Annotated in this window: 19 protein-coding genes and 2 rRNA genes; 3 read left to right on the top strand and 18 right to left on the bottom strand. The window is 52.5% G+C overall.

Annotation, left to right across the window (positions count from 1 at the left end):
• The 11 genes from HPY86_05400 to HPY86_05350 all read right to left on the bottom strand — a co-directional run bounded on the left by HPY86_05400 (position 1) and on the right by HPY86_05350 (position 10484).
• Positions 1–1170 (bottom strand): prepilin-type N-terminal cleavage/methylation domain-containing protein, encoded by a 1170-nt coding sequence (locus HPY86_05400; protein NPV14349.1) that lies wholly within the window; start codon positions 1168–1170, stop codon positions 1–3.
• A complete protein-coding gene (locus HPY86_05395) occupies positions 1148–1951 on the bottom strand; it encodes a prepilin-type N-terminal cleavage/methylation domain-containing protein (GenBank protein NPV14348.1) in 804 nt (267 codons plus the stop codon). The genes HPY86_05400 and HPY86_05395 overlap by 23 nt, the downstream gene beginning before the upstream one ends.
• A complete protein-coding gene (locus HPY86_05390; GenBank protein ID NPV14347.1) occupies positions 1951–2493 on the bottom strand; it encodes a prepilin-type N-terminal cleavage/methylation domain-containing protein in 543 nt (180 codons plus the stop codon). The genes HPY86_05395 and HPY86_05390 overlap by 1 nt, the downstream gene beginning before the upstream one ends.
• A 53-nt stretch (positions 2494–2546) precedes the next feature.
• Positions 2547–3083: a type II secretion system protein gene (locus tag HPY86_05385; protein ID NPV14346.1), complete on the bottom strand. Its 537-nt coding sequence runs from the start codon at positions 3081–3083 to the stop codon at positions 2547–2549.
• 169 nt (positions 3084–3252) lie between these two features.
• Positions 3253–4143, bottom strand: a complete 891-nt coding sequence (locus tag HPY86_05380) for a hypothetical protein (protein NPV14345.1) — start codon at positions 4141–4143, stop codon at positions 3253–3255.
• Between the two features lie 2 nt (positions 4144–4145).
• On the bottom strand, positions 4146–4913 hold the full coding sequence (locus tag HPY86_05375) for an ABC transporter permease (protein NPV14344.1): 768 nt from the start codon (positions 4911–4913) through the stop codon (positions 4146–4148).
• Positions 4906–5868, bottom strand: coding sequence for an ABC transporter ATP-binding protein (locus HPY86_05370; GenBank protein NPV14343.1), 963 nt, complete (start codon positions 5866–5868; stop codon positions 4906–4908). Before HPY86_05370 ends, HPY86_05375 begins: the two co-directional genes overlap by 8 nt.
• A 92-nt stretch (positions 5869–5960) precedes the next feature.
• Positions 5961–6596 carry a prepilin-type N-terminal cleavage/methylation domain-containing protein gene (locus HPY86_05365; protein NPV14342.1) on the bottom strand — a complete coding sequence of 212 codons (636 nt, stop codon included), beginning with the start codon at positions 6594–6596 and terminating at the stop codon, positions 5961–5963.
• 178 nt (positions 6597–6774) lie between these two features.
• Positions 6775–6891 (bottom strand): 5S ribosomal RNA (rrf, locus tag HPY86_05360).
• Between the two features lie 48 nt (positions 6892–6939).
• A 23S ribosomal RNA gene (locus tag HPY86_05355) occupies positions 6940–9955 on the bottom strand.
• Between the two features lie 247 nt (positions 9956–10202).
• The gene (locus HPY86_05350) at positions 10203–10484 is read right to left on the bottom strand and encodes a hypothetical protein (GenBank protein NPV14341.1); all 282 of its coding nucleotides are present in this window, start codon (positions 10482–10484) and stop codon (positions 10203–10205) included.
• Between the two features lie 203 nt (positions 10485–10687).
• Between HPY86_05350 and HPY86_05345 the strand changes: the two genes are divergently transcribed.
• The 3 genes from HPY86_05345 to HPY86_05335 all read left to right on the top strand — a co-directional run bounded on the left by HPY86_05345 (position 10688) and on the right by HPY86_05335 (position 13395).
• On the top strand, positions 10688–10966 hold the full coding sequence (locus tag HPY86_05345) for a zinc ribbon domain-containing protein (GenBank protein NPV14340.1): 279 nt from the start codon (positions 10688–10690) through the stop codon (positions 10964–10966).
• Positions 10967–11027: 61 nt separating this feature from the next.
• Positions 11028–12305: a ribosome biogenesis GTPase Der gene (der, locus tag HPY86_05340; protein ID NPV14339.1), complete on the top strand. Its 1278-nt coding sequence runs from the start codon at positions 11028–11030 to the stop codon at positions 12303–12305.
• Positions 12292–13395 (top strand): hypothetical protein, encoded by a 1104-nt coding sequence (locus HPY86_05335; GenBank protein NPV14338.1) that lies wholly within the window; start codon positions 12292–12294, stop codon positions 13393–13395. Before der ends, HPY86_05335 begins: the two co-directional genes overlap by 14 nt.
• On the opposite strand, the gene alaS is transcribed toward HPY86_05335, so the two are convergent.
• The 7 genes from alaS to HPY86_05300 all read right to left on the bottom strand — a co-directional run bounded on the left by alaS (position 13396) and on the right by HPY86_05300 (position 20609).
• Positions 13396–15987 carry an alanine--tRNA ligase gene (alaS, locus tag HPY86_05330; GenBank protein ID NPV14337.1) on the bottom strand — a complete coding sequence of 864 codons (2592 nt, stop codon included), beginning with the start codon at positions 15985–15987 and terminating at the stop codon, positions 13396–13398.
• Between the two features lie 57 nt (positions 15988–16044).
• The gene (locus HPY86_05325; protein NPV14336.1) at positions 16045–16416 is read right to left on the bottom strand and encodes a DUF3795 domain-containing protein; all 372 of its coding nucleotides are present in this window, start codon (positions 16414–16416) and stop codon (positions 16045–16047) included.
• A 22-nt stretch (positions 16417–16438) separates the two neighbouring features.
• Positions 16439–16918: a DUF3795 domain-containing protein gene (locus HPY86_05320; protein NPV14335.1), complete on the bottom strand. Its 480-nt coding sequence runs from the start codon at positions 16916–16918 to the stop codon at positions 16439–16441.
• A 437-nt stretch (positions 16919–17355) separates the two neighbouring features.
• Positions 17356–18747 (bottom strand): FAD-binding oxidoreductase, encoded by a 1392-nt coding sequence (locus tag HPY86_05315; protein ID NPV14334.1) that lies wholly within the window; start codon positions 18745–18747, stop codon positions 17356–17358.
• Between the two features lie 12 nt (positions 18748–18759).
• Positions 18760–19098 carry a thioredoxin gene (trxA, locus tag HPY86_05310; protein ID NPV14333.1) on the bottom strand — a complete coding sequence of 113 codons (339 nt, stop codon included), beginning with the start codon at positions 19096–19098 and terminating at the stop codon, positions 18760–18762.
• 15 nt (positions 19099–19113) lie between these two features.
• Positions 19114–19923, bottom strand: coding sequence for a DUF4097 family beta strand repeat protein (locus tag HPY86_05305; GenBank protein ID NPV14332.1), 810 nt, complete (start codon positions 19921–19923; stop codon positions 19114–19116).
• Positions 19920–20609, bottom strand: coding sequence for a hypothetical protein (locus HPY86_05300; protein ID NPV14331.1), 690 nt, complete (start codon positions 20607–20609; stop codon positions 19920–19922). The genes HPY86_05305 and HPY86_05300 overlap by 4 nt, the downstream gene beginning before the upstream one ends.
• Between the last annotated feature and the right edge of the window lie 13 nt (positions 20610–20622).

The following is a 20622-nucleotide window of genomic DNA, read 5'->3' as shown; positions in this document are numbered from 1 at the left end:
TCACTGACGCACCGGCGTGACGGCAAACTCCGAACCATCATTAAACCTCAATCGAAACAGTTTATTGTAAATGTTTGCCTTTGTCGAATCCATAACATTCGGGGTCTTACAGAACCCGTAAAAGCTAAACTGAACCTCCTCCGTTTTGTTGGGCTGAATTGAAAACGGAGGATACACATAAAGACTATCTCCCATCCCCACGCGCGGGCTAAACTGTTGCTCCTGCGGCGTACCACCCTGGGTAACGCTGTAAACCCTCAGATAACTCATATAAGCGCTATCCGGGGCAACGAGCAACCTTATCGATTTAACCGTGTCCACACTTGTACCACTGTTGACAACCTTAATGGTGAACCCCGCGCTGTCGGCAAAAAGCACCGGTTCGCCAATCATCTCCAGGTAGTTACGGAATGTACCGGTAAACCGGAAGTCCAGCACCACTTTGCTGCGCGGTGTTACCGTAACCCAGCGTACAATCGAATCCCCTCCCGGCCGCTTGGCAACTATCTTATGAACGCCAATCGGCACCGGTCCATGGGTTTGAGGCGTAAACTGATAAAACCCACCGGGGTCCGGTCGGGTAAAGTAAAATGTACCGTTGGGTAGATACAATCTGATGTCAATTGTTGCCGCCTTTTCACCCGGTGGGGCGTTCTCGGCATCGGAGACATTTCCCATCACCCAGTTGTCGGTTAAATGGCTAATTGCCTCGGCAACCCGCATTGTCATCGGATACTTGCCATTACCCAGTGTCGCAATCGTACCGGTTGTTCGGTCATAGGTGTAGGGATTGCCCCAGGCATCCAGGCGATAACCCATCGTATCCTGCAAAAACTCCCGGCGGATATATGGACCACGCCAGTAGGGTGAACCGGTCGTGTTTTCGACCAGTTCCGTCAAATCATTGGGCAGGCGCATCATATCGCCGTAAAACCCAAAATCCACCCTCCGACCATTAGCCACAATTTCCGGATTGCCAACCATCGCATAAACCAGTTCCTTCATCTCCTTTGCCGTCTGGTCGAAAAGAGAACGGTCCCGGGTCGCATCAATCGTCCGAACCGCAACGGTGCTTAAAACACCAATGATTAACAAAACTACCAACAATTCCATCAGGGTAAAACCGTGCTGTTTACTCATAAACACCTCACGGGTTGTTCCAGTCAACATTCATCCTTACCTCAATACCCCTTGCCCCAACCCGCGGCAATACCGTTAACACTTTAACAACCGTATCACACCGGGGTGGCGGAGGATAATAACTCCAGAACATCGCTCGTAATGTATGCACACCCTGCGGGACACCGATGAAATCAAAAGCACCGTTGGTTCCAGGTCTAATTGAAGTTGTATCGCGGAAGAGCACCCCGTTCCGCGGGTACTCCAGTTGAACGATTACTCTCGGTGCAACACTGTCGGGCGGCGGTTCACCTCTTTGGTCAACCACCCAACCATCTACCGTATTGGCTAAAAGGTCGTTGCGGGTGTAACCCAGAGACCTTGTGAGCCAGCGACTCGGAGTAACAAGCCCCCCACCACCATAACTGCGTAAGAACAAACTATCCTGATTATAAACAATCGAATCGCCCCAGCCATCTATTCGATAAGCCTCCGGCGATTCGGCAAAGGGCGCCTTTACATAAGGACCGCGCCACCGGCTGCTTTCTGGAGGAGTAACCCAGTTGGGCTGGTTGGCAAGGTCAGCAAGGGTTCTGGGCAGACAGCCCATATCGCCCACAAATCCGAAATCGGCTCGAACACCACCGATCACATAGTCCGGGTCACCCGTAATTGCCTTTGACAACCGGTCAAACTTCTGGCGTGTCTGCTCAAAACGACCTCTTTCTAATGTCACATCCCAGGTTTTAATCGCCGCGGTTAAAATCAAACTGAGAATCATCAAGACAACCAGAAGTTCTACCAGGGTTACACCCTTATCTAACCTCTTCATTAAAACCTCACCTTGATATCGTCGTCCTTTACCGCACCGGGCTGGCCATAAAAAAGTCCATCCGGTCCCGCACTTTTCAGTCCCAATGTTTCATTATTTTCTACCCAGTATTGATAAGGCGTACCCCAGGCATCAGAAAGATAGCCCATCTGCCCATCTTCTCTAATGTAAGGGCCATTCCACCCCTTCTGAATGTACGGGTCCCAACCGGGCAATGTCTCCTTGCCAAGATACATCACCTGCGCATACATACCATCAAACGGATTGCGGGTAACCAGTTCTATCAGGTGCCGCGGCAATCTACCCACATCCTGCTTGAACCCGGTGCCAACAACCTCGCCACCAACTCGCACATCCGGATTGCCCACAATCGCTTCGCGCAGGGCGTTCATCTCCTGAACGGTCGCAGTGCGTCGGGTATTGTTTGTAATTCGGGAAATCATTGTCGGGAAAAAGAAAGCCATAATGATGCCCAGGACCGATATTACAACTAACAGTTCAATGAGGGTGAAACCCGAGGGTCCGCGGACACGCTTAACCACTGAATGCATTATAGGATGCCTAAATCGGTTGTCAAGCATATCATCACCCCTGCTTAATTGTGCAAGACAAATATTATTGCATCCCCGTCTGCATCAAAATCACGGATTGAAGAACCGCTATGGTCAATACCGACCAGTCCGTAATTGAGAGGATAAGCCGAACCGGGTGGGTCCCAAACACTGTAAACGATATTACCTGGGTCGTAACCGGACACATCGTTAGGACCATACTCACTGGTGTTACTTATATCGGTGATGTCATCGTAGTCCTCGGGATTAAACTCATCCGGGTCCATCTCTTTACCGGTCCAGGGATTGGTGGGAAGTTTACCAATTCTCACATCGTACTCCCCGCCCGGAAAAATACAGCCATAGCCATCCTCGTAGAAATCCTCGGCGTAGTACCCGAACTCCTGATGAAAAGTCTCAATCGCAACCTGAACATTGTGGAGATTCATCTTCATTGCTCCGACCCGCGCCTGTTCCCTGATGCCAGAAAACCTTGGTACCGACATTCCCATCAACACGCCCAGAATCATGATTACCACCAGGAGTTCAACCAGGGTAAAGCCTTTATTTTTATAGTCCATGCCGTCTCCTATTCTGATAAATAATTATCAGATATTTACTTCGCTTGTCAAGTTAAACTTAACAGGTTAAATTCCCCATATTTGACCAAGCATTTATTAATAACCGGTATTTACTCGTGCTGGTGTCTCGGGGCGGCTGAAAGCCCAAAGATGATTTAAATTTAAATAATTATTTTATTAGACCGGGTCGCGTTGTGCTTTGTACCCTACCTTCTTCCAAAAAGTAGTTGCCACCAAAAGGCTCCTCGGGAATCTCTTTGATATAACCATACCAGACCAGTTCCTCAATTCTATTGGGCAAGCGCTTCTCTTTCTCACGGAATCGGTCAACCGCCTCTTGCAAGCGGGCGAGGTTTTCTTCGAGTTTCAGCAGCTGCAGTTGCCGAATTATCAACTCCCTTAACTTCTTATTCTCAGTTGTGTAATACAAATCCCGCCACATCTGCCTTGCCGTCTCGAAATCGCCGCTCTTGGCGGTAATGTAAGGCACCCATCGGGAAACAACGCTCCAGGCATCCGGTAATTCGGCAGCAACCCGAAACAGCTGCGCTGCCGACTTGTAATCGCCCGTCAACATATAATTTATAAACCCGGCATCAAACGGTAACTGCCAGCTTAGCGGATTTGCCTTCATCCCGTTTAAGAGCAACCGCAACGCCTCAATCGGCTTATGGGCATCCCAGGCAAGAGTAATTGCCCCAAAGTGATAGGCGCTGACAAATCTGGGGTCAAGGGTTGTTAAAATCTCAAAAATGTGCCCCAGCCACTCGTAACGGCGGTCTGTCTCCTGATGTCGGCCATAGTAGTCTATTGCGGTCAACCAGATAAAATCGGCCACAATTTCCCGATACTCTATCGCCGCTTCCCGTAACGCCACACCAGAAGGAAAATAGGCGAGTTCCTGCATCAACCGTTCGCCCTGCCTGCGACTGGTAGAATCAATCGCCAGTTGCAGCAAATACACCCCAACAAAACCCCAGACCACCACAACCGCCGGCAGAATAGCTGTCAACAGCCCAGGACCTTTTGGTTCCGGGGTTGTTACCTCGGTAATTTTCACTTTTAAAAATCCTTGCGGTTAAAAATTATCACCGATATCAAAAGAAGCGTTAGACTGTAAACAACTCCGTACAGCGCGGAAAGCCCTAACGCCTGAAAATTAAGAGGTACACCATAAACAACATCACCCTTGATATTGAAATTACTTAAGTTGGGTAGTAGGTAGTAAAGAACAACGCCGAGAAACTTTATCGCCGGAGCCGGACTCATCGCTGCCAGCTGTTTAAGTAAATAGGTGCTGTGTCCAATAAAGTATATAATGAAAGTAAATACCGCACTGGCAATCGGGGTTACAAAAGTTGAAAAGAAAATCGCAACCGCGGTTAGCAGCGCCAGTTCGAACGCCGTCATCAGAACTGCCCACAGCAAATAAGCCGTTGGCGCCACCCGGGAAATCAAAAGGATGAGATAAAACCCAGCGGTCATTATCAACAAACTCAAAACCAAAACCGCCATTAAGCCAAAATATTTGCCAAGGATGAACTCTAATCTTCGTACTGGCCGCGCCAGAATTAAATAAATCGTTCTCTTCTCCACCTCGCGATAAACTATTCTCCCACCAACCAGAACCGCAATCAAAACACAGAACAGTGTAATCGCCGATAACCCCAGGTCTTTGATAATTTTATCCGCCTCACCCATCGCCACCGGTTGTACCACTTTCGCCCCCGCCATCACCACAATTGCCGTAACAATCAAAGCCACTAAAACCCGGTCCCGCATCGACTCCCGAAATGTGTTCACCGCCACACCGTATATCCGGTTAAACATTGCCCTTCTCCTCCAGAAGTGACTTTACCTGGCTCATAAAGAAATCCTCCAGCGTCTTGGTACGAGGTACAATCGCCGTAACCTTTGCCCCGGCCTCCCGGGCAATCGCCATCACCCGCTCCACATCCTCATCATCCTTAACCGTGAGCATCAAAAACTCTCCGGACTCTATCGCCTTTTGGGCAACCCGCTCCAGCGCTTTACGGAACTTCCCCTGGGCTCCTTTTACCGTAACTTCAATCGACTCCACCTCAGCAGTAAGAATTTCGCTCAATTTGCCCACCTTTACCATCTTACCCCCAACAATAATGCCCACCCGGTCACATATCATCTCCACATCCGCGAGAATGTGGGTCGAAAAGAAAACCGTCTTTCCCTTATCTCTTAGGCTGAGGATGATGTCCCGGAACTCTTTCCTGCCAATTGGGTCAAGCCCTCCCATCGGCTCATCTAAAATCACCACCTCCGGGTCGTGAATCAACGCCTGAGCAATCCCAATTCGTTGCAACATCCCCCGGGAAAAGCCCTTCATCTGGATATGGGCGGCATGCTCCATCCGCACCATTTTTAACATCTCCCGGACCCGCGGCTTTAGTTCCCCTCTTGGTACTCCGGAAAGTTGTGCGGTCAACTCCAGAAACTCGGCGGCAGTCAGATATTCGTAAAAATAGGGCGACTCAGGAAGAAAACCCACCGACTTTTTTACCCGGTGGTCTCTTGGTGGTTTGCCCAGAACCAAGGCAAATCCCTGGGTCGGCTTTGCAAGCCCGATAATGATTTTAATCGCCGTTGTCTTCCCCGCACCATTTGGCCCTAAAAACCCGAATATCTCTCCCTTCTCAACCTGAAGATTCAAATCAACCAGCGCTCGTACCCGCTTCATCCTGAAGCCGGTGCGGTAAAACTTGGTCAGCCGCACCGTCTCAATTGCCGGCTGGGTAACTACTGATGACATATATAAATGGGATTATAAAACCAAATATCTGCCAGTCAAGCAAACAAAAAGCGGGGTGGGTATTAACCCACCCCGCAAAGGCTGCGGAGGTATTAGTTGTGCAGGACGAAGAAAATCCAGGACTCTTCGTCGGTTGGATCGTCCGCCATCGGGTCCAGGTCGTACATCGGATATGCGACATCACGACCAAAGCCGTAGATGCCGTACTCCTGAGGCGTCTCGTTCCCGATTTCCGGCACATAGGTCATAATGCCGATACCACCTGGATACTCAGGTGTACCGCCGGCATCAAGGTACGGACACTCCTCGTCGCTACCCCGAAGCTGGGCGTTCATACCCGGCTCCAGTTCGCCGAAGAAGTCCTCGTAGTTCAGGTCCATCTCGTCCTTGTCCTCGTCGTTGTAGCGCTTACCATCGTACGGATTGACCGGGAAGTTACCGGGCTTGGGTTCGCCATCGATGCCCACTGGGTCACCACCCGGGAACCACAGACAAATCCCCGCCTCGTCGTACGGATCCCAGCTCACATCCTCGTTAGGATAGTTGCCGAAGTGGTCCACCGCATAAGCCTCGAGAGCGGTCTGGATTACGTGCATATTGTTCTTCACCGAAGAACGACGGGCACGCTCCTGGAACAGAACGAAGTTCGGGATGATTAGAGCGAGCAAGATACCGATAATCAGGATGACCACGAGCAGCTCGATTAGTGTAAAGCCTCTGTTCTTCATTTTACTGCACCTCCTTTCTTTTTAGGAATATGAGACCAGAAGAAATGGCAATGCCCCAACCAAACCTTTTGTTGAGTGGATAAAAAAAGGGTAGTTGAGCGCATCGCATTTCTCTGCTCTCGGTAATAGTATACCAAAAAATCTCATCCTGTCAAGAAAAATTTTGAAGAAAATAAAAACCCGGCAGCGACCTACTCTCCCACGCCGTTACCAGCGCAGTACCATCGGCCCTGGAGGGCTTAACGACTCTGTTCGGAATGGGAAGAGGTGTTTCCCCTCCGGTATCACCGCCGGGAATCTTACTCCAGATTGTTAACAATTTAAAGGAGAAGAAGCAAGCTGACGAACTCAAGCCGCACGGCCGATTAGGACTACTTGGCTGAACGCATTACTGCGCTTACACCTGTAGCCTATCAACCTGGTAGTCTACCAGGGGCCTTCAGGGTGAAACGCCTTGCGGCGCTCACACGGGAGACCTAATCTTGGGAGGGGCTTCCCGCTTAGATGCTTTCAGCGGTTATCCCTGCCGCACTTGACTACCGAGCGGTGCCCTTGGCAGGACAGCTCGTACATCAGAGGTGCGTCCACCCAGGTCCTCTCGTACTATGGGCAGCTTCCCTCAAGTCTCCTGCGCCCACGATGGATAGAGTCCGAACTGTCTCACGACGTTCTGAACCCAGCTCACGTACCGCTTTAATGGGCGAACAGACCAACCCTTGGGACCTTGTCCAGCCCCAGGATGCGATGAGCCGACATCGAGGTGCCAAACCGGGCCGTCGATGTGAACTCTCGGGCCCGATCAGCCTGTTATCCCCGGAGTACCTTTTATCCGTTGAGCTATGGCCCTTCCACGCAGAGCCACAGGATCACTAGGTCCGACTTTCGTCTCTGCTCGACCCGTCGGTCTCACAGTCAGGCCGGCTTATGCCCTTGCGCTCCCCACACGGTTGCCGTCCGTGCTGAGCCGACCTTTGAGCGCCTCCGTTACATTTTAGGAGGCGACCGCCCCAGTCAAACTACCCGCCTGCCACTGTCCACCGCCTGGATAACAGTACGGTGTTAGAACCCCAACAGAACAAGGGTGGTATTTCACCGACGGCTCCGCCGGACCTGGCGGCCCGGCCTCAAAGCCTCCCACCTATGCTACACATGCTCGGCCAGGATCCAATGACAAGGTGTAGTAAAGGTTCACGGGGTCTTTTTGTCCAATCGCGGGCAGGCGGCATCTTCACCGCCACTACAGTTTCGCCGGGCTTCTCGTTAAGACAGCGCTCCACTCGTTACACCATTCGTGCAGGTCGGAACTTACCCGACAAGGAATTTCGCTACCTTAGGACCGTTAGAGTTACGGCCGCCGTTTACCGGGGCTTCGGTCGGGAGCTTCGCCTTGCGGCTAACCCCCTTCCTTAACCTTCCGGCACCGGGCAGGTGTCAGTCCCTATACTTCGCCTTACGGCTTAGCAGAGACATGTGTTTTTGTTAAACAGTCGGTAGAGCCACTTCACTGCGGCCACCTTGCGGTGGCACCCCTTCTCCCGAAGTTACGGGGTTAGATTGCCGAGTTCCTTAACGAGAGCTCACCCGAGCGCCTTTGGATACTCTCCTCACCCACCAGTGTCGGTTTACGGTACGGTCACCCTGGCATCTGGCATAGAGGCTTTTCTCGGCAGTCGGTCCGGTTTAGTTCCCCTGCCTTACGGCAGGGTCCCCATCACCAGGGTGAATTCCGTGCGCGGGTTTTCCTACGCACCATCACCCTGGCTTAGACCCCGATCCAGCACGGGGCTAAACCCTTCCGCCTGCGTCCCCCCTTAGCTCGTAACGATGCCAAGGTGGTTCCGGAATATTGACCGGATTTCCATCACCTACGCCTTTCGGCCTCAGCTTAGGTACCGACTAACCCTGGGCGGATTAACCTTCCCCAGGAAACCTTGGGTTTTCGGCGAACAGGTTTTTCACCTGTTTTAACGCTACTCGTCCCGGCATAATCACTTCTGGTTCGTCCACCCGGCCTCGCGGTCGGGCTTCAGCCTACAACAGAACGCTCCCCTACCACTCCTGCCAGGCGAACCTGACAGAAGTCCACAGCTTCGGCGGTATGCTTGAGCCCCGGTGAATTTTCAGTGCAAGGCCACTCGACTGGTGAGCTGTTACGCACTCTTTAAATGATTGCTGCTTCTAAGCCAACATCCCAGCTGTCTGAGCAGCCTCACCTCTTTTCACACTTAGCATACACTTAGGGGCCTTAGCTGGTGGTCTGGGTTATTCCCCTCTCGGCTATGGACCTTAGAGCTCACAGCCTCTTTCCCGCAATCTAAAGTTGCGGAATTCGGAGTTTGGTCGGGTTTTCCCCCACATTGTGGGGGAGCGCCCGTCCAGTGCTCTACCTCCGCAACAAAACTTGCGAGACTGCCCCTAAAGGCATTTCGGGGAGAACCAGCTATCACCCGGTTTGATTAGCCTTTCACTCCTACCCACAGCTCATCCGAGGCTATTGCAAGGGCCACCGGTTCGGTCCTCCCTTGGGTGTTACCCCAAGTTCAACCTGGCCATGGGTAGATCACACGGGTTTCGGGTCGAATGCGCGCGACTTAACGCCCGATTAGGACTCGCTTTCGCTCCGGCTACGCCTCAGAGAGGCTTAACCTCGCCACGCACATTCACTCGCCGGGTCATTATGCAAAAGGCACGCGGTCACAGCCTTCGCCAAACCTTGCGGAAAGGCGAGAGACTGCTCCCACTGATTGTAAGCACATGGTTTCAGGTTCTATTTCACTCCCCGCCAGGGGTTCTTTTCACCTTTCCCTCACGGTACTGGTGCACTATCGGTCAGTTGAGAGTATTTAGCCTTAGAAGGTGGTCCTCCTGGATTCCCACAGGGTTTCTCGTGCCCCGTGGTACTTGGGAACCAAGCCGCGGGAGAACCAGCCATTTTCGCCTACGGGACCATCACCCTCTATGGTGCTTCTTTCCAGAAGACTTCGGCTAACGGCTGGCTATGGTAACTCCCTCGCCTCACAGCGGTTGGCGTGGCTTAGTCCCACTACCCCGTTCCGGCAACGCCCGCTGGCTTTAACACCGGAATCGGTTTAGGCTGTTCCCCTTTCGCTCGCCACTACTCAGGGAATCGCGGTTGCTTTCTTTTCCTCCGGGTACTGAGATGTTTCACTTCCCCGGGTTTGCCTCCCGGAACTATGGATTCATTCCGGGATGTACGGATATTACTCCGTACGGGTTTCCCCATTCGGGAATCGCCGGGTCAAAGCTTGTGTGCAGCTCACCGGCGCTTATCGCAGCTTACCACGCCCTTCATCGCCTTCAACTGCCAAGGCATCCACCATGTGCTCTTAGTAGCTTGAGGTGAATATCAGCCTGCCTCTTCTCCAAATTGTCAAAGAGCAAATTTCTATGTCAAATTGGCTAACTTAATAATAATAAAACCAAAATCGTTAGTCAAGCAAAAAATAAAGAGATTTTATTATAACCTTTAAATTCACAACCAATTGATAAACAGCAACTTAAAAACATATTTACGAACACCCCCTATTAAAAGGCTAACCCCCAATAATAGGGGGTCGCCTTATTATACCTCTTCTGGACGCTCGGTTAGAACAGGTTGTTCTTCCGAATGTATGCCCAGAGCAGTTTCATCATCTCACTGACCTTGACCGAAGCCTTTTTGCCAAACAGCGCTTGCAGGTCCGGGGTCAGTTTGATTGAGCGCTTCATTAACGGACCGGTCCCGGTCATCAGCTTATGCTTCTTCACATAAGCCCACAGTTTCTTATTGATGTCTTTTACCTTGATTACCTTTCCAGGACCGAAGACCGGCTGCATCGCATCGGTAAGCTTCACCGTGCGATTCATCAGAGCTTGACCACGTGGCATTACCTCTCCTTTCTGCCCATAAGGGCGGTTAGAAACCATCGTCTCCAGTTACACCCTCAGGTGTAACTGCTTCTATTGTGATGACAAATTGCCTTCTGTCAAGCAGATTCAAGGGGGGATAAACGGTTTTTCAGCCCCCAAAAAGGGCTTACGCTCCGCTTGACAAAGTACAAATTCCCTTTTATCATAAACACGGCTTAACTATGGCTGAGGCACCAATTGTCAAAAGAGGGAATCGCTACTTCTGCCCGGAGTGTGGTCATCTTATGGATCGGCCGCATCGCTTTTGTCCGGTCTGCAATCTGGTATTTAAAGGCGAGGTCAAAGACGAAGTCCGCCCCAAACAGGAGCCGCTCAAAATTCCCGAAATCGAAGAAAAGTACGAAGAGGTCCACACTCAGCGCTACCTCTTGACCGGAATCATCAGTATTCTGGTCCTCGGTGCCCTTGCCCTGCTTTTGATATTTCTGCTCCGCCGCTAAAAACGGGTATTAAGTCCTCTTGACTATTCTGGGAAAACCAATACTCTATTACATTACTCGTATGGCAAGCGTTGCAATTGTCGGCCGACCCAATGTCGGTAAATCAACCCTTTTCAACCGCCTGGTAGGTGGCAGAGTTGCCATCACTTTAAAGGAACCGGGCATCACTCGCGACCGTCTGGTACGCACGGCAGAATGGTGCGGCCGGACATTTTCCGTTATGGACACCGGTGGCTTCATACCCGACGCCGAAGAGTTGCTGGAAAAAGAAATCGCCCGCCAGGTGGAACTTGCCCTTAACGAATCAACGGTCGTAGTTCTGGTTGTGGACGGTGTCGCCGGTTTACTGCCCCTTGACGAAGAAATCGCCCGGCGCCTGCGCCGTCAGGGCAAACAGTTCCTCCTTGCCGTCAACAAATGCGATGTCAAGCGCCATTTTGACATTTCCGACTTTCACCGTCTCGGCGCCGCCAAAATCTTTCCCATCTCCGCTGAGCACGGCATCGGTGTTGCCGAACTTTTAGACGAAATCGTCCGGCTTTTGCCTCCAGAACCGCCCGCCCGTACCACAAAAGAAATCGCTCTGGCAATCCTGGGCCGGCCTAATGTTGGTAAATCCACCTTCTTAAACCAGCTCCTGGGCAAAGAACGGGCGATTGTTACCCCACAACCGGGCACCACCCGGGACACAATTGAAGAAACCTTCCAGTTTGAAGGCGAAACCTACCGTATCATTGACACCGCTGGCATTCGGCGCCGCGCCCGCATTGAAGAGCCGGTTGAGTTTTACTCAGTCCGCCGTGCCCTTGACGCCATTGACCGGTGCGCCATCGCTCTGATAATTATCGCCGCCCAGGAAGGACCAACCGCTCAGGACAAACGCATCATCAACCTCGCCGAGAAGAGAAACAAAGGGCTGGTCATCATTGCCAACAAAATTGACCTCGTTCCTAAAGAACTCGAGAAAAAAACCCGGGAATACATCACCCGTCAACTGCAATTTGTCCATTATGCGCCCCTCGTCTATGCCTGCGCCCTGAAAGGCAAAGGTGTCCTTGACGCCATCCGTCAGGCAAAAGCGGTCTACCACTCCGGGGCAATGCGTATCAGCGCCCAGTTCCTGCGCACCACCGTCCTTGAGCAACTCAAATCCACGCCGCCGAAGCCACACTGTCGGGTCTTAAGTTTGACCCAGACCGGTATCAGACCACCAACATTCCGCCTGCGCCTCTCAGACCCGGATGCTGCGGACCGGCGCTACCTGCGCTATGTCCTTAACCTTATCCGTGACCAGTTTAAATTCACCGGCTACCCTATTCAGCTCAATGTCACCGATTAAACTCCGACGCCTGCTTCTGCCCATCGTCCTTTTTGTTCTCCTCATCACACTTGCCCTCATCTACTACTTCTTCCTTGTCCCTCATCCTTACCGCAAAACCGAATCCACCCTGAAACCCGGACCCGAAGGCGTTATCAACATCCTCATCATTGGCAAAGATGCCCGTGCCTTAAATCCGGCTCAGGACCGCGGCGGCACAACCCGCATCCCCCGGGAAAAAACCGCCCATTCGGACATCATCGTCATCTGCCATATCAACTTAAACGAAAACCGCATCAACCTTTTCGCGGTTCCCCGTGACCTTCTCGTGGTCGTGCCCGGTGTCACATCGGCAACATCACCCACTGACTTCAACGCAATGGAAAAAATCACCCACACCTACGCAATCGGTGGTGAACCGCTTTTACGCCGTACCCTTGAGCACCTCCTTGACATCAAAATCGACCGATTCATCGCCTTTGACTTTGACTCATTCCGGATGACCTTTCGCCTGCTCCGCTCCATCCTTGGCACCATTTCACTGGGTACGATAAAACTTGCTGACCCGGACCAGGCACTAAAATTTGTCCGCCAGCGCAACGGCTTGACTTACGACGACCTGGACCGCTGTCGCAACACCCTCAACTTCATCAAAACCATTGCCCTTCGCCTCTGGCGTCTTGCCGACACCCGGATTGCTGACATCCTGCTCCGGCGCCTCTTCACCATCATCGGTCCTGACACCGACCTCACCTATTCGGAAACGAAGCAACTCATCAGCCAGTTGCGCCATCAAAAGTTCACCCCCGACCGCATCCGGACCGCAGTTCTGGTCAGCGAAGGCAGACCTGTAACCCTGGACCGCTACGCCATGACCTTATCCTGCTATCTGCCCATCTACCCGGAAATGGAAAAACAGATTGCTTACTTCCTGCACGACCGGGACTCGGTTTCGGCACTGGACTTTATGACCCAGCAACGCTACTCCTGGCCCGGCTATATGACGCAAAACTACGACCTTTTACCGGACTATGACGCCGACACTCTGGAACGCCTGGAGATTGTCAGGAGAATTTTAGAGCTTCAATACCCTGTTCCGGAAAGCAACTGATTACCCATAATGGGCATCAGTCAACGCCTGTTTTAAAGCCTGCTCGCCCGCATCACGCCGGTCAACCTTGCCACCGCCTTCGGCAATGTCCGGCTTACCACCACCGCCACCTGCCATCGCGCTACCCACGATTTTTGCCAACTTGCCCGCCGGCAGTTTATTCTGCAAATCCGGGCTCACCGTCACCACAAAACGTAACCGTTCGCCACTCACCGCGCCGGTCAACAAAACCGCATAACTTCCCATCAGCAACTCCCGCAAACGGTCGACAACAATGCGCAACTCCTCAACCTCAAAAAAGGGAAAGTCGCCCTGCACAACCTGAACTCCGGCAATCGTTTCCGCTCCGGACACGAGCTCGGCAGCGGCATTGCGTGCCAGTTGTGTCGACAACTGCCGCACCCTTGCCTCAACCCGCTTCAACTCCTCGGTCAGGGCAACAACCTTCTTGAAAAGCGCCTCCTCGCTCACGCCCAGGTGCGTCTCAATCTGGTCCAGGGTTTGTCGTTCCCGCTTCACCCGCTCAAACGCCTGCCGGCCCACAACCGCTTCAATCCGCCGGATTCCTGCGGCAACACCGGTTTCAGCAACAATTCGCAACAGCCCAACTTCGCCGGTCCGTCGCAGATGGGTCCCACCGCACAACTCCATAGAAAAATCGCCAATCTTCAAAACCCGCACCCGCTCGCCGTACTGCTCGCCAAAAAACGCCAGCGCACCCATCCGCTTCGCCTCCTCCAGAGGCACATCAACCAGCCGCTCCACCTTTATGTCGCGCAAGACCGCTTCATAAACCAGCCGCTCCACCTCGTTAATCTGCTCCGGCTTCAGCGGCTCAAATGCGGCAAAATCAAAGCGCAACCGGCCCGGCTCCACGAGCGAACCCTCCTGCTTAACATACTCGCCCAGCACGCGGCGCAACGCCGCATGCAAAAGATGGGTCGCGGTGTGCGCCCGCTCAATCTCCCGCCGCCGCTCTTTATCAATCGCCGCAAACACCACCCCGGTTTTCGGTTCACCCGACTTCAAAACCGCCCGCAAAACCCGCACCCCATGCTTAAAGTAACTGTCCATCACCTCAAACTCAAAACCCTCACCCACAACCCGACCGGTATCGCCAACCTGACCACCCGCTTCTGCATAAAATGGGGTTCGGCGTAGAATCAGTTCGTAACTTCCATCCTCCTGCCGGACAAAACTCACCAACTCGCTTTCGGTCTCGTCGCTATCATAGCCAACAAACTCCGTCTCACCGCCAATACCCACCTCAAGTGGTGCGCCACCTGCCCCGGTGGTGATAAATGTTGCCTTCCGGCTCCGTTCCTTCTGCTCCTGCATCGCCCGCTCAAAACCATCCCGGTCCAGTTTCAATCCCGAACCCTCTGCCAGTTCCGCCACCAGTTCAATGTGAAACCCGTAGGTGTCGTGCAACTTAAAAAGCTCCTCCCCGGGAATCAGTCCATCCTTCTGACAGCGTGCCCGGGTCTCTTCCCACCGCTCCAGACCCGCCGCCAGTGTCCGCAAAAACCGTTCCTCTTCGGCGCGGACAATCAAAGCCACCTGCTCCCGTTTTGTGGTCAACTCCGGATAAAACTGCCGCATCAACTCAACCACCGCACCACACACCTGATAAAGAAACGGCTCCTGCACTCCGGCACGAAACGCAAACAGCAAGGCGCGGCGCAAAATGTTCCGCAACACATAGCCCCGGCCCTCATTGGACGGAATTGCGCCATCGGTAATCGCAAAAGTCAGGGCGCGGGCGTGGTCCACCGCAACATAAAACATCGGCCGGTTTTCTGGGTCTAAATCTTTGCTCAGAATCTCCTCGGTTGCCCGCACCAGCGGTAAAAACAGGTCGGTTTCAAAAATCGTCCTCTTGCCCTGGGAGACCATTGCCAGCCGCTCCAAACCCATCCCAGTGTCAATCCCCCGATTCTTCAACGGCTCCCGGGTGCCATCGGGCAACTGATTAAACTGGGGAAACACGATATTGTAAACCTCTGAAAACCGGTCGCAATCACAACCCGGTCCACAACTTTCCTTGCCGCAACCAAACTCCGGACCCAGGTCAACATAAATCTCCGAACAGGGACCGCAGGCACCAGTTCCGCCGGCCGGGCCCCAGAAATTGTCCTTCTCACCCAGCCGGTAAATTTTCTTCTCGGGCAAACCCACCTTCTTATGCCACACCTCAAACGCCTCATCATCCTCCTCAAAAACTGAAACATAAAGTTTTGCCGGGTCAAGTTTCACCACCTGCGTTAAATACTCCCAAGCCCAGGGAATCGCTTCTGCCTTAAAATAGTCGCCAAAAGAAAAGTTGCCCAGCATCTCAAAAAAGGTACAGTGCCTTGGCGTCTTCCCAACCTTTTCCAGGTCCGATGCCCTTAGACACTTCTGAACCGAGCACGCCCGACGATATGGCAACTCCACCGCACCCGCCCAGAGCGCCTTAAACTGCACCATCCCGGCGCTGGTAAAAAGAAGTGTTGGGTCGTCCCTGGGAATCAAAGAAGAACTGGGGACAATCTTATGCTCCCGCTGAGCATAGAACTCAAGAAATGTTCGGCGCAACTCCCGATGATTCATAGTACTTATTGTAATGACAAAAAATTATCAGGCAACTTTATGCGACAGTTCAGCCGCTCATCCCCCTTTACCCTTCGTTGCCTGCTTTTGGCGGTGCTCCTCATCTAAAACCTTTTCTTGTTCAGGAATCTTAAACCGCTCCCAGTGCCCTTTCAGGGTCTCACAGGGATAATCATCACACCAGCCACAGTTCTTCACTTGCCGTGTCACACCGCAGTTCCTTGTTGGACACTCATAACAGAACTTTGCCCGCCGTTTACCCTGAACACAACCGTCACAGATAATATCCTCGGGCTTAACCTCCCAGGTCGGTGATGACCACTTCTTTGCGGTCTCGGCAAGCAACTTCTCGTCCCCATTCTGAGTCGCAATAAACGCCGGACAGTCACTGCATACTATCCCGCAATATGCGACCATTTTTTCCTTCATCTGGCATCTCCTTTCTTTTTGTTCAATCCTTGGCAATCGTATAGGGCTGGCAACGAATATCACAATAACAGAACCCGGCCTTTGCCCTTTGTGCCTGTTCCTTCAGCCATCTATCCAGACCAATTCTCTTCATCCGCTCCGCATCAGGAATCAGGGTATGATAACCCTTTGCCAGCCCTTTAATCCGCTCGCAGGGCCAATCCGAACAGAATACGCACACCTCAACCTTTCTTTCCCGGGCACACTTTCTGATTCCGCAAAACGGTGGACCGCCACCCTGCCGACAGCCTGAACAGGCTCCTTTTACCAGCCCATTGAGAAACTTCCAGAACTCCTTAAATCCGGCAAACTCATTTCCCCACAAATCCCAGCCCTCATTGTGCATCGTCTGCCGCAGCGCCTTTGCCTGTTGCGGTATCCGATTCTTGGATGAACAAAGACCGCAAAACAAACTGCAATACGCCACATCCTTCAGCTTTGTCTTCTTATCTTTCTTTAACACAACATCTCCTTTCTTTTACTTTAGCACCTTGATTCTAACCCGGAATCAAGATTAAGCAAACTCTACTCCCTCTTTATACCCTCTCTTTGCAACCGGCTATCCTGCCCATTAAACTGTCTTCCCTGCCGGTGCGGACAACACATACCAGACATTATACCGATAAGTTTATCGCACAGCCCAGATAAGAGTTGGATGGAAAATGCATCGGGGATTATCAGCGTACATTTACCCTAAATCGATTATTGGTGGTGATTGCCGCTTGCTCCCGCACCGGATAAAAAGAAGAGCGGTCATTATCGCACCGGTTACTATCCCCGGAAGGAGGGAGGGGACCGTATTCGGGACTGTATCCAGCAGGCATTTCACCGGTTTTCAATAGATTATATAATATGTGAACTTTTCGGTTAAATCGGGGTCTAAATGTATTACCCCGCAAATCAGGGAAAGATTTTCCCTGGGTTTAAAAGACCATCCGGGTCCAGTGCCCGTTTTATCTCCTTCATTACCCCAATCTCAACCTCGGAAAGCCCCTTTTTCAAAAGGTGCTTTTTAAGCGAACCGATACCGTGCTCCGCAGTTATCTGGCCCCCGACCCTGACAACAAACTCAATCAACTGGTCAACAATCCGGGCACAGGTTTTCTGCCAGTTTGCCCGGTCATTGCCCTGCCGGCAGATGTCAACATGGATGTTGCCATCACCGATGTGGCCAAAGGGCACGATTACCGTTTGAAATCGCTTTTCTAACTCGGTGATAAACTCCACGGTTTCGGGCAGCCGCGCCAGCGGTACCACGATGTCCTCTGCCATCACCTCCGGATAAACCTGTTTCAGGGTCTTGGCAACTGAGCGCCGGGTTTTCCAGAGCCTTGCCTGACTGGCTTGATTGTCGGCAATAAGCGGCTCCTCGGCGCCCAGTTCCTTTGCCATCTGTGCCACCGCTATCGCATCCTCCAGCACCTTCTCCTTTTCGCTGCCTTCAACCTCAATTAGAACCTGCACCGCCGCCTCTTTAAACGGCAGGTTTTCCTGAAACACCCGGGCACAGGCTTCGATCCCTTTTTTCTCAATGAACTCAATCACCGCTGGCACAAACCGCTTCTCTTTTACCAGTTTCAACACCAGTTCCACTCCGAGCCGCAAATTCGGAAAGGGGATTAACAGGTCAACCTGATAACGGGGTTTGGGCACGAGCCGGAAGGTGATTTCGGTGATGATGCCCAGTGTGCCTTCGGAACCGATGAAAAGTTTGTTCAGGTCATAGCCCGTGACATTTTTCCTTAACTTGCCGCCGTAGTTGAGCACACTACCGTCTGCCAGTACCGCCTGAATTCCGGTTACATAGTCGCCGGTCACGCCGTACTTGAACGCCCGAGCCCCACCCGCATTGGTTGCGACATTCCCGCCGATTGAGCAGTCGTCAAGCGATGCCGGGTCCACCGGATAGTAAAGATTGAACCCGGCGCAGGCTTCCTGAACCCGCACGGTTCTCACCCCGGGTTGCGTCCGAACCATCAGATTGTCCGGGTCAACCTCAATCACCTTATCCATCAGTTCGGTTGACAGAACAATCCCACCCTGAACCGGCACCGCACCACCAGCCAGCCCGGTACCGAGACCACGCGGTGTCACCGGTATTTTCTCCTCCTGTGCCAGCCTGACGACTTCACTAATCTCGTCAACCGTTACCGGCTTCACGAGTAGGTCCGGCAGGTGGGGCTTTTCCGGACTTTCGTCGTGGCTATAGTCAATCAGTTTTTCCGGGTCGGTTATCACCCGTTCGGAAGCACAAATCTCTTTCAACCGGGCAACGACCCGGGGCAAAAGCATAATCGGTATGTTTTAGCCTAACAGCTGATTCAGTTTTTCGGCGAGAACTCCCTCGGGCATTGCTCCGACCATCCGTTCGGTCTCCTTGCCCCCTTTGAACAGTATCAGGGTCGGAATGCTCATAATTCCGAATCTACCTGCCACCCCGGGGTTCTCATCCACATTGACCTTTGCCACCTTCAATTTCCCTTCAAACCGCACCGCAATCTTCTCAAGAATCGGTGCCAGCATCCGGCAGGGACCACACCAGGGCGCCCAGAAGTCGACCATTACCGGAATGGTTGAGTTGTTGATTTCGGTGTCAAAATTTTCATCGGTCAGATGGCTTACCAGACCTTTCTCCTCTGCCATTTTTTCCTCCTTTGTTCAATAACGGGACTGAATTAAAATGTCGCCGTTGGTTGTGTTAATGTTGATTGGTGAAGCGCCCGAGCCAATCTTTGCCCGGATATGGCTTCGACTCTGCTCCTGATACTGCACCTGATACCCGGTGACAACCACCGTACCGTTTGTCGTGGTTGCCGTAATCGTCGCCGACACATCCGGTGGCAGCCGCAGCGTAACCTTACCATTGCTGGTTCTCAGTTGCACCGACTTCATTGCCGGCAGATAGGCGATGTCGCAATCAATTTCGCCGTTTGATGTCTGGATGGTCATCGCCCCGGAATGGACCTGAACCGTAACCTTGCCATTGGTCGTGGTGATTGTGCCATCGCCCTTTGTACCGGTAAAAACCACCGGGCTATTACTCGTGTTAACCGTCACATCGGCTTCAAAACCGTTCACCGTAATCTTACCGTTGCTCGTGGCGAGGTTCAAATCAACCGTGCGCGGGGCTTGGATATCAAAAACCGCACCGATTGGCTGGGTCGCGGGAGGAATTTCCGCATTAAGCGTCCAGTTACTCCCAATTAAGGTATCGGTGATGACAACCTGCTCAACACGCCTTCGGGCATCGCCACTGTCTCTGCCATAGGCATAGCGGGTTATCAGTACCGAAATAACGGTATCCGTAGTTGTGTTTGCCGTTACCGCACCGTTGTGGCTGTTAACATTCAGCACCAAGACTAGGCGTGCCGGCTTGGTATGCAACTGAGGCAGTTCCAGCCGGTAGGTAAGAACACAGGTCAGGGCAAAAATCGCAATACCGCCAGTGAGAAACAACCGGTGTCTCATTCTACCGTCGCAACCTCTGGTGCCGGGATCAAAGTGATGCCGACCGAAAACCAGAACCCCTGAATTTTTGTGTTTGGTGTGCCGGTAATCCGCGACCCGTTGGCAAGGTGCCAGCTCAGACGAAAAGGTGAGTAGAGATAACCGCCGCGCAGGGCAAGACCGTAACTGCCGGTATTTGTCGGCACCAGAAGATGGAGTTCTAAGGCACCAAGACCGGTGATTTTCATCCCGGGTGAGAGAACTGCGGTGTTACCCGGTGCCTGCAAAAGCGAATCAAGGGAAATCTCACCGGTTTTTTCCCGGATGTGAAAGCCGGGCTGAACCCCACCCAGACCGATGAGCGGCACGATGGTAAGGAACTTAAACAGCGGCAGTTTATAACCCAGTTCTGCCAGAATACCGGTGTGCTCGGTGCGCAGATGAAACGAGTCGTTCTCCACATCGTTATAGGTGCGAAAAAACATCGGACCCGCAAGAAAACCACCACCGATGCCCGACCTTAACTCTACCCCCCAGCCCAAATGGCGCTTTTCGGCTGCAGGCAGACCCCTCTGGACAAAGGCGTTATTGAAATCGGCGATGTCCGGCTGAAAAGCACAGCCAAACGGCACCAGCCAACCTTCTGGCTCCTGTGCCCGAATAAAAACCGGCAGGATAAAAACCACCAGGACAATCAAACGCCGCACAAAAAAAGTATAG

The organism is candidate division WOR-3 bacterium, assembly GCA_013177935.1.
Taxonomy (GTDB): domain Bacteria; phylum Hydrothermota; class Tepidihabitantia; order Tepidihabitantales; family Tepidihabitantaceae; genus Tepidihabitans.
Note: the sequence above shows the minus strand (reverse complement) of the source record. Positions and strands in the feature narration are given on the sequence as shown.

Bases quoted from the DNA above. Each gene is read 5' to 3' on its own strand.
- HPY86_05400 (NPV14349.1), bottom strand. From the start codon at position 1,170: ATGTTGACTGGAACAACCCGTGAGGTGTTTATGAGTAAACAGCACGGT.
- HPY86_05395 (NPV14348.1), bottom strand. From the start codon at position 1,951: ATGAAGAGGTTAGATAAGGGTGTAACCCTGGTAGAACTTCTGGTTGTC.
- HPY86_05385 (NPV14346.1), bottom strand. From the start codon at position 3,083: ATGGACTATAAAAATAAAGGCTTTACCCTGGTTGAACTCCTGGTGGTA.
- HPY86_05375 (NPV14344.1), bottom strand. From the start codon at position 4,913: ATGTTTAACCGGATATACGGTGTGGCGGTGAACACATTTCGGGAGTCG.
- HPY86_05370 (NPV14343.1), bottom strand. From the start codon at position 5,868: ATGTCATCAGTAGTTACCCAGCCGGCAATTGAGACGGTGCGGCTGACC.
- HPY86_05365 (NPV14342.1), bottom strand. From the start codon at position 6,596: ATGAAGAACAGAGGCTTTACACTAATCGAGCTGCTCGTGGTCATCCTG.
- HPY86_05350 (NPV14341.1), bottom strand. From the start codon at position 10,484: ATGCCACGTGGTCAAGCTCTGATGAATCGCACGGTGAAGCTTACCGAT.
- HPY86_05345 (NPV14340.1), top strand. From the start codon at position 10,688: ATGGCTGAGGCACCAATTGTCAAAAGAGGGAATCGCTACTTCTGCCCG.
- der (NPV14339.1), top strand. From the start codon at position 11,028: ATGGCAAGCGTTGCAATTGTCGGCCGACCCAATGTCGGTAAATCAACC.
- HPY86_05335 (NPV14338.1), top strand. From the start codon at position 12,292: ATGTCACCGATTAAACTCCGACGCCTGCTTCTGCCCATCGTCCTTTTT.
- alaS (NPV14337.1), bottom strand. From the start codon at position 15,987: ATGAATCATCGGGAGTTGCGCCGAACATTTCTTGAGTTCTATGCTCAG.
- HPY86_05325 (NPV14336.1), bottom strand. From the start codon at position 16,416: ATGAAGGAAAAAATGGTCGCATATTGCGGGATAGTATGCAGTGACTGT.
- HPY86_05315 (NPV14334.1), bottom strand. From the start codon at position 18,747: ATGCTTTTGCCCCGGGTCGTTGCCCGGTTGAAAGAGATTTGTGCTTCC.
- trxA (NPV14333.1), bottom strand. From the start codon at position 19,098: ATGGCAGAGGAGAAAGGTCTGGTAAGCCATCTGACCGATGAAAATTTT.
- HPY86_05305 (NPV14332.1), bottom strand. From the start codon at position 19,923: ATGAGACACCGGTTGTTTCTCACTGGCGGTATTGCGATTTTTGCCCTG.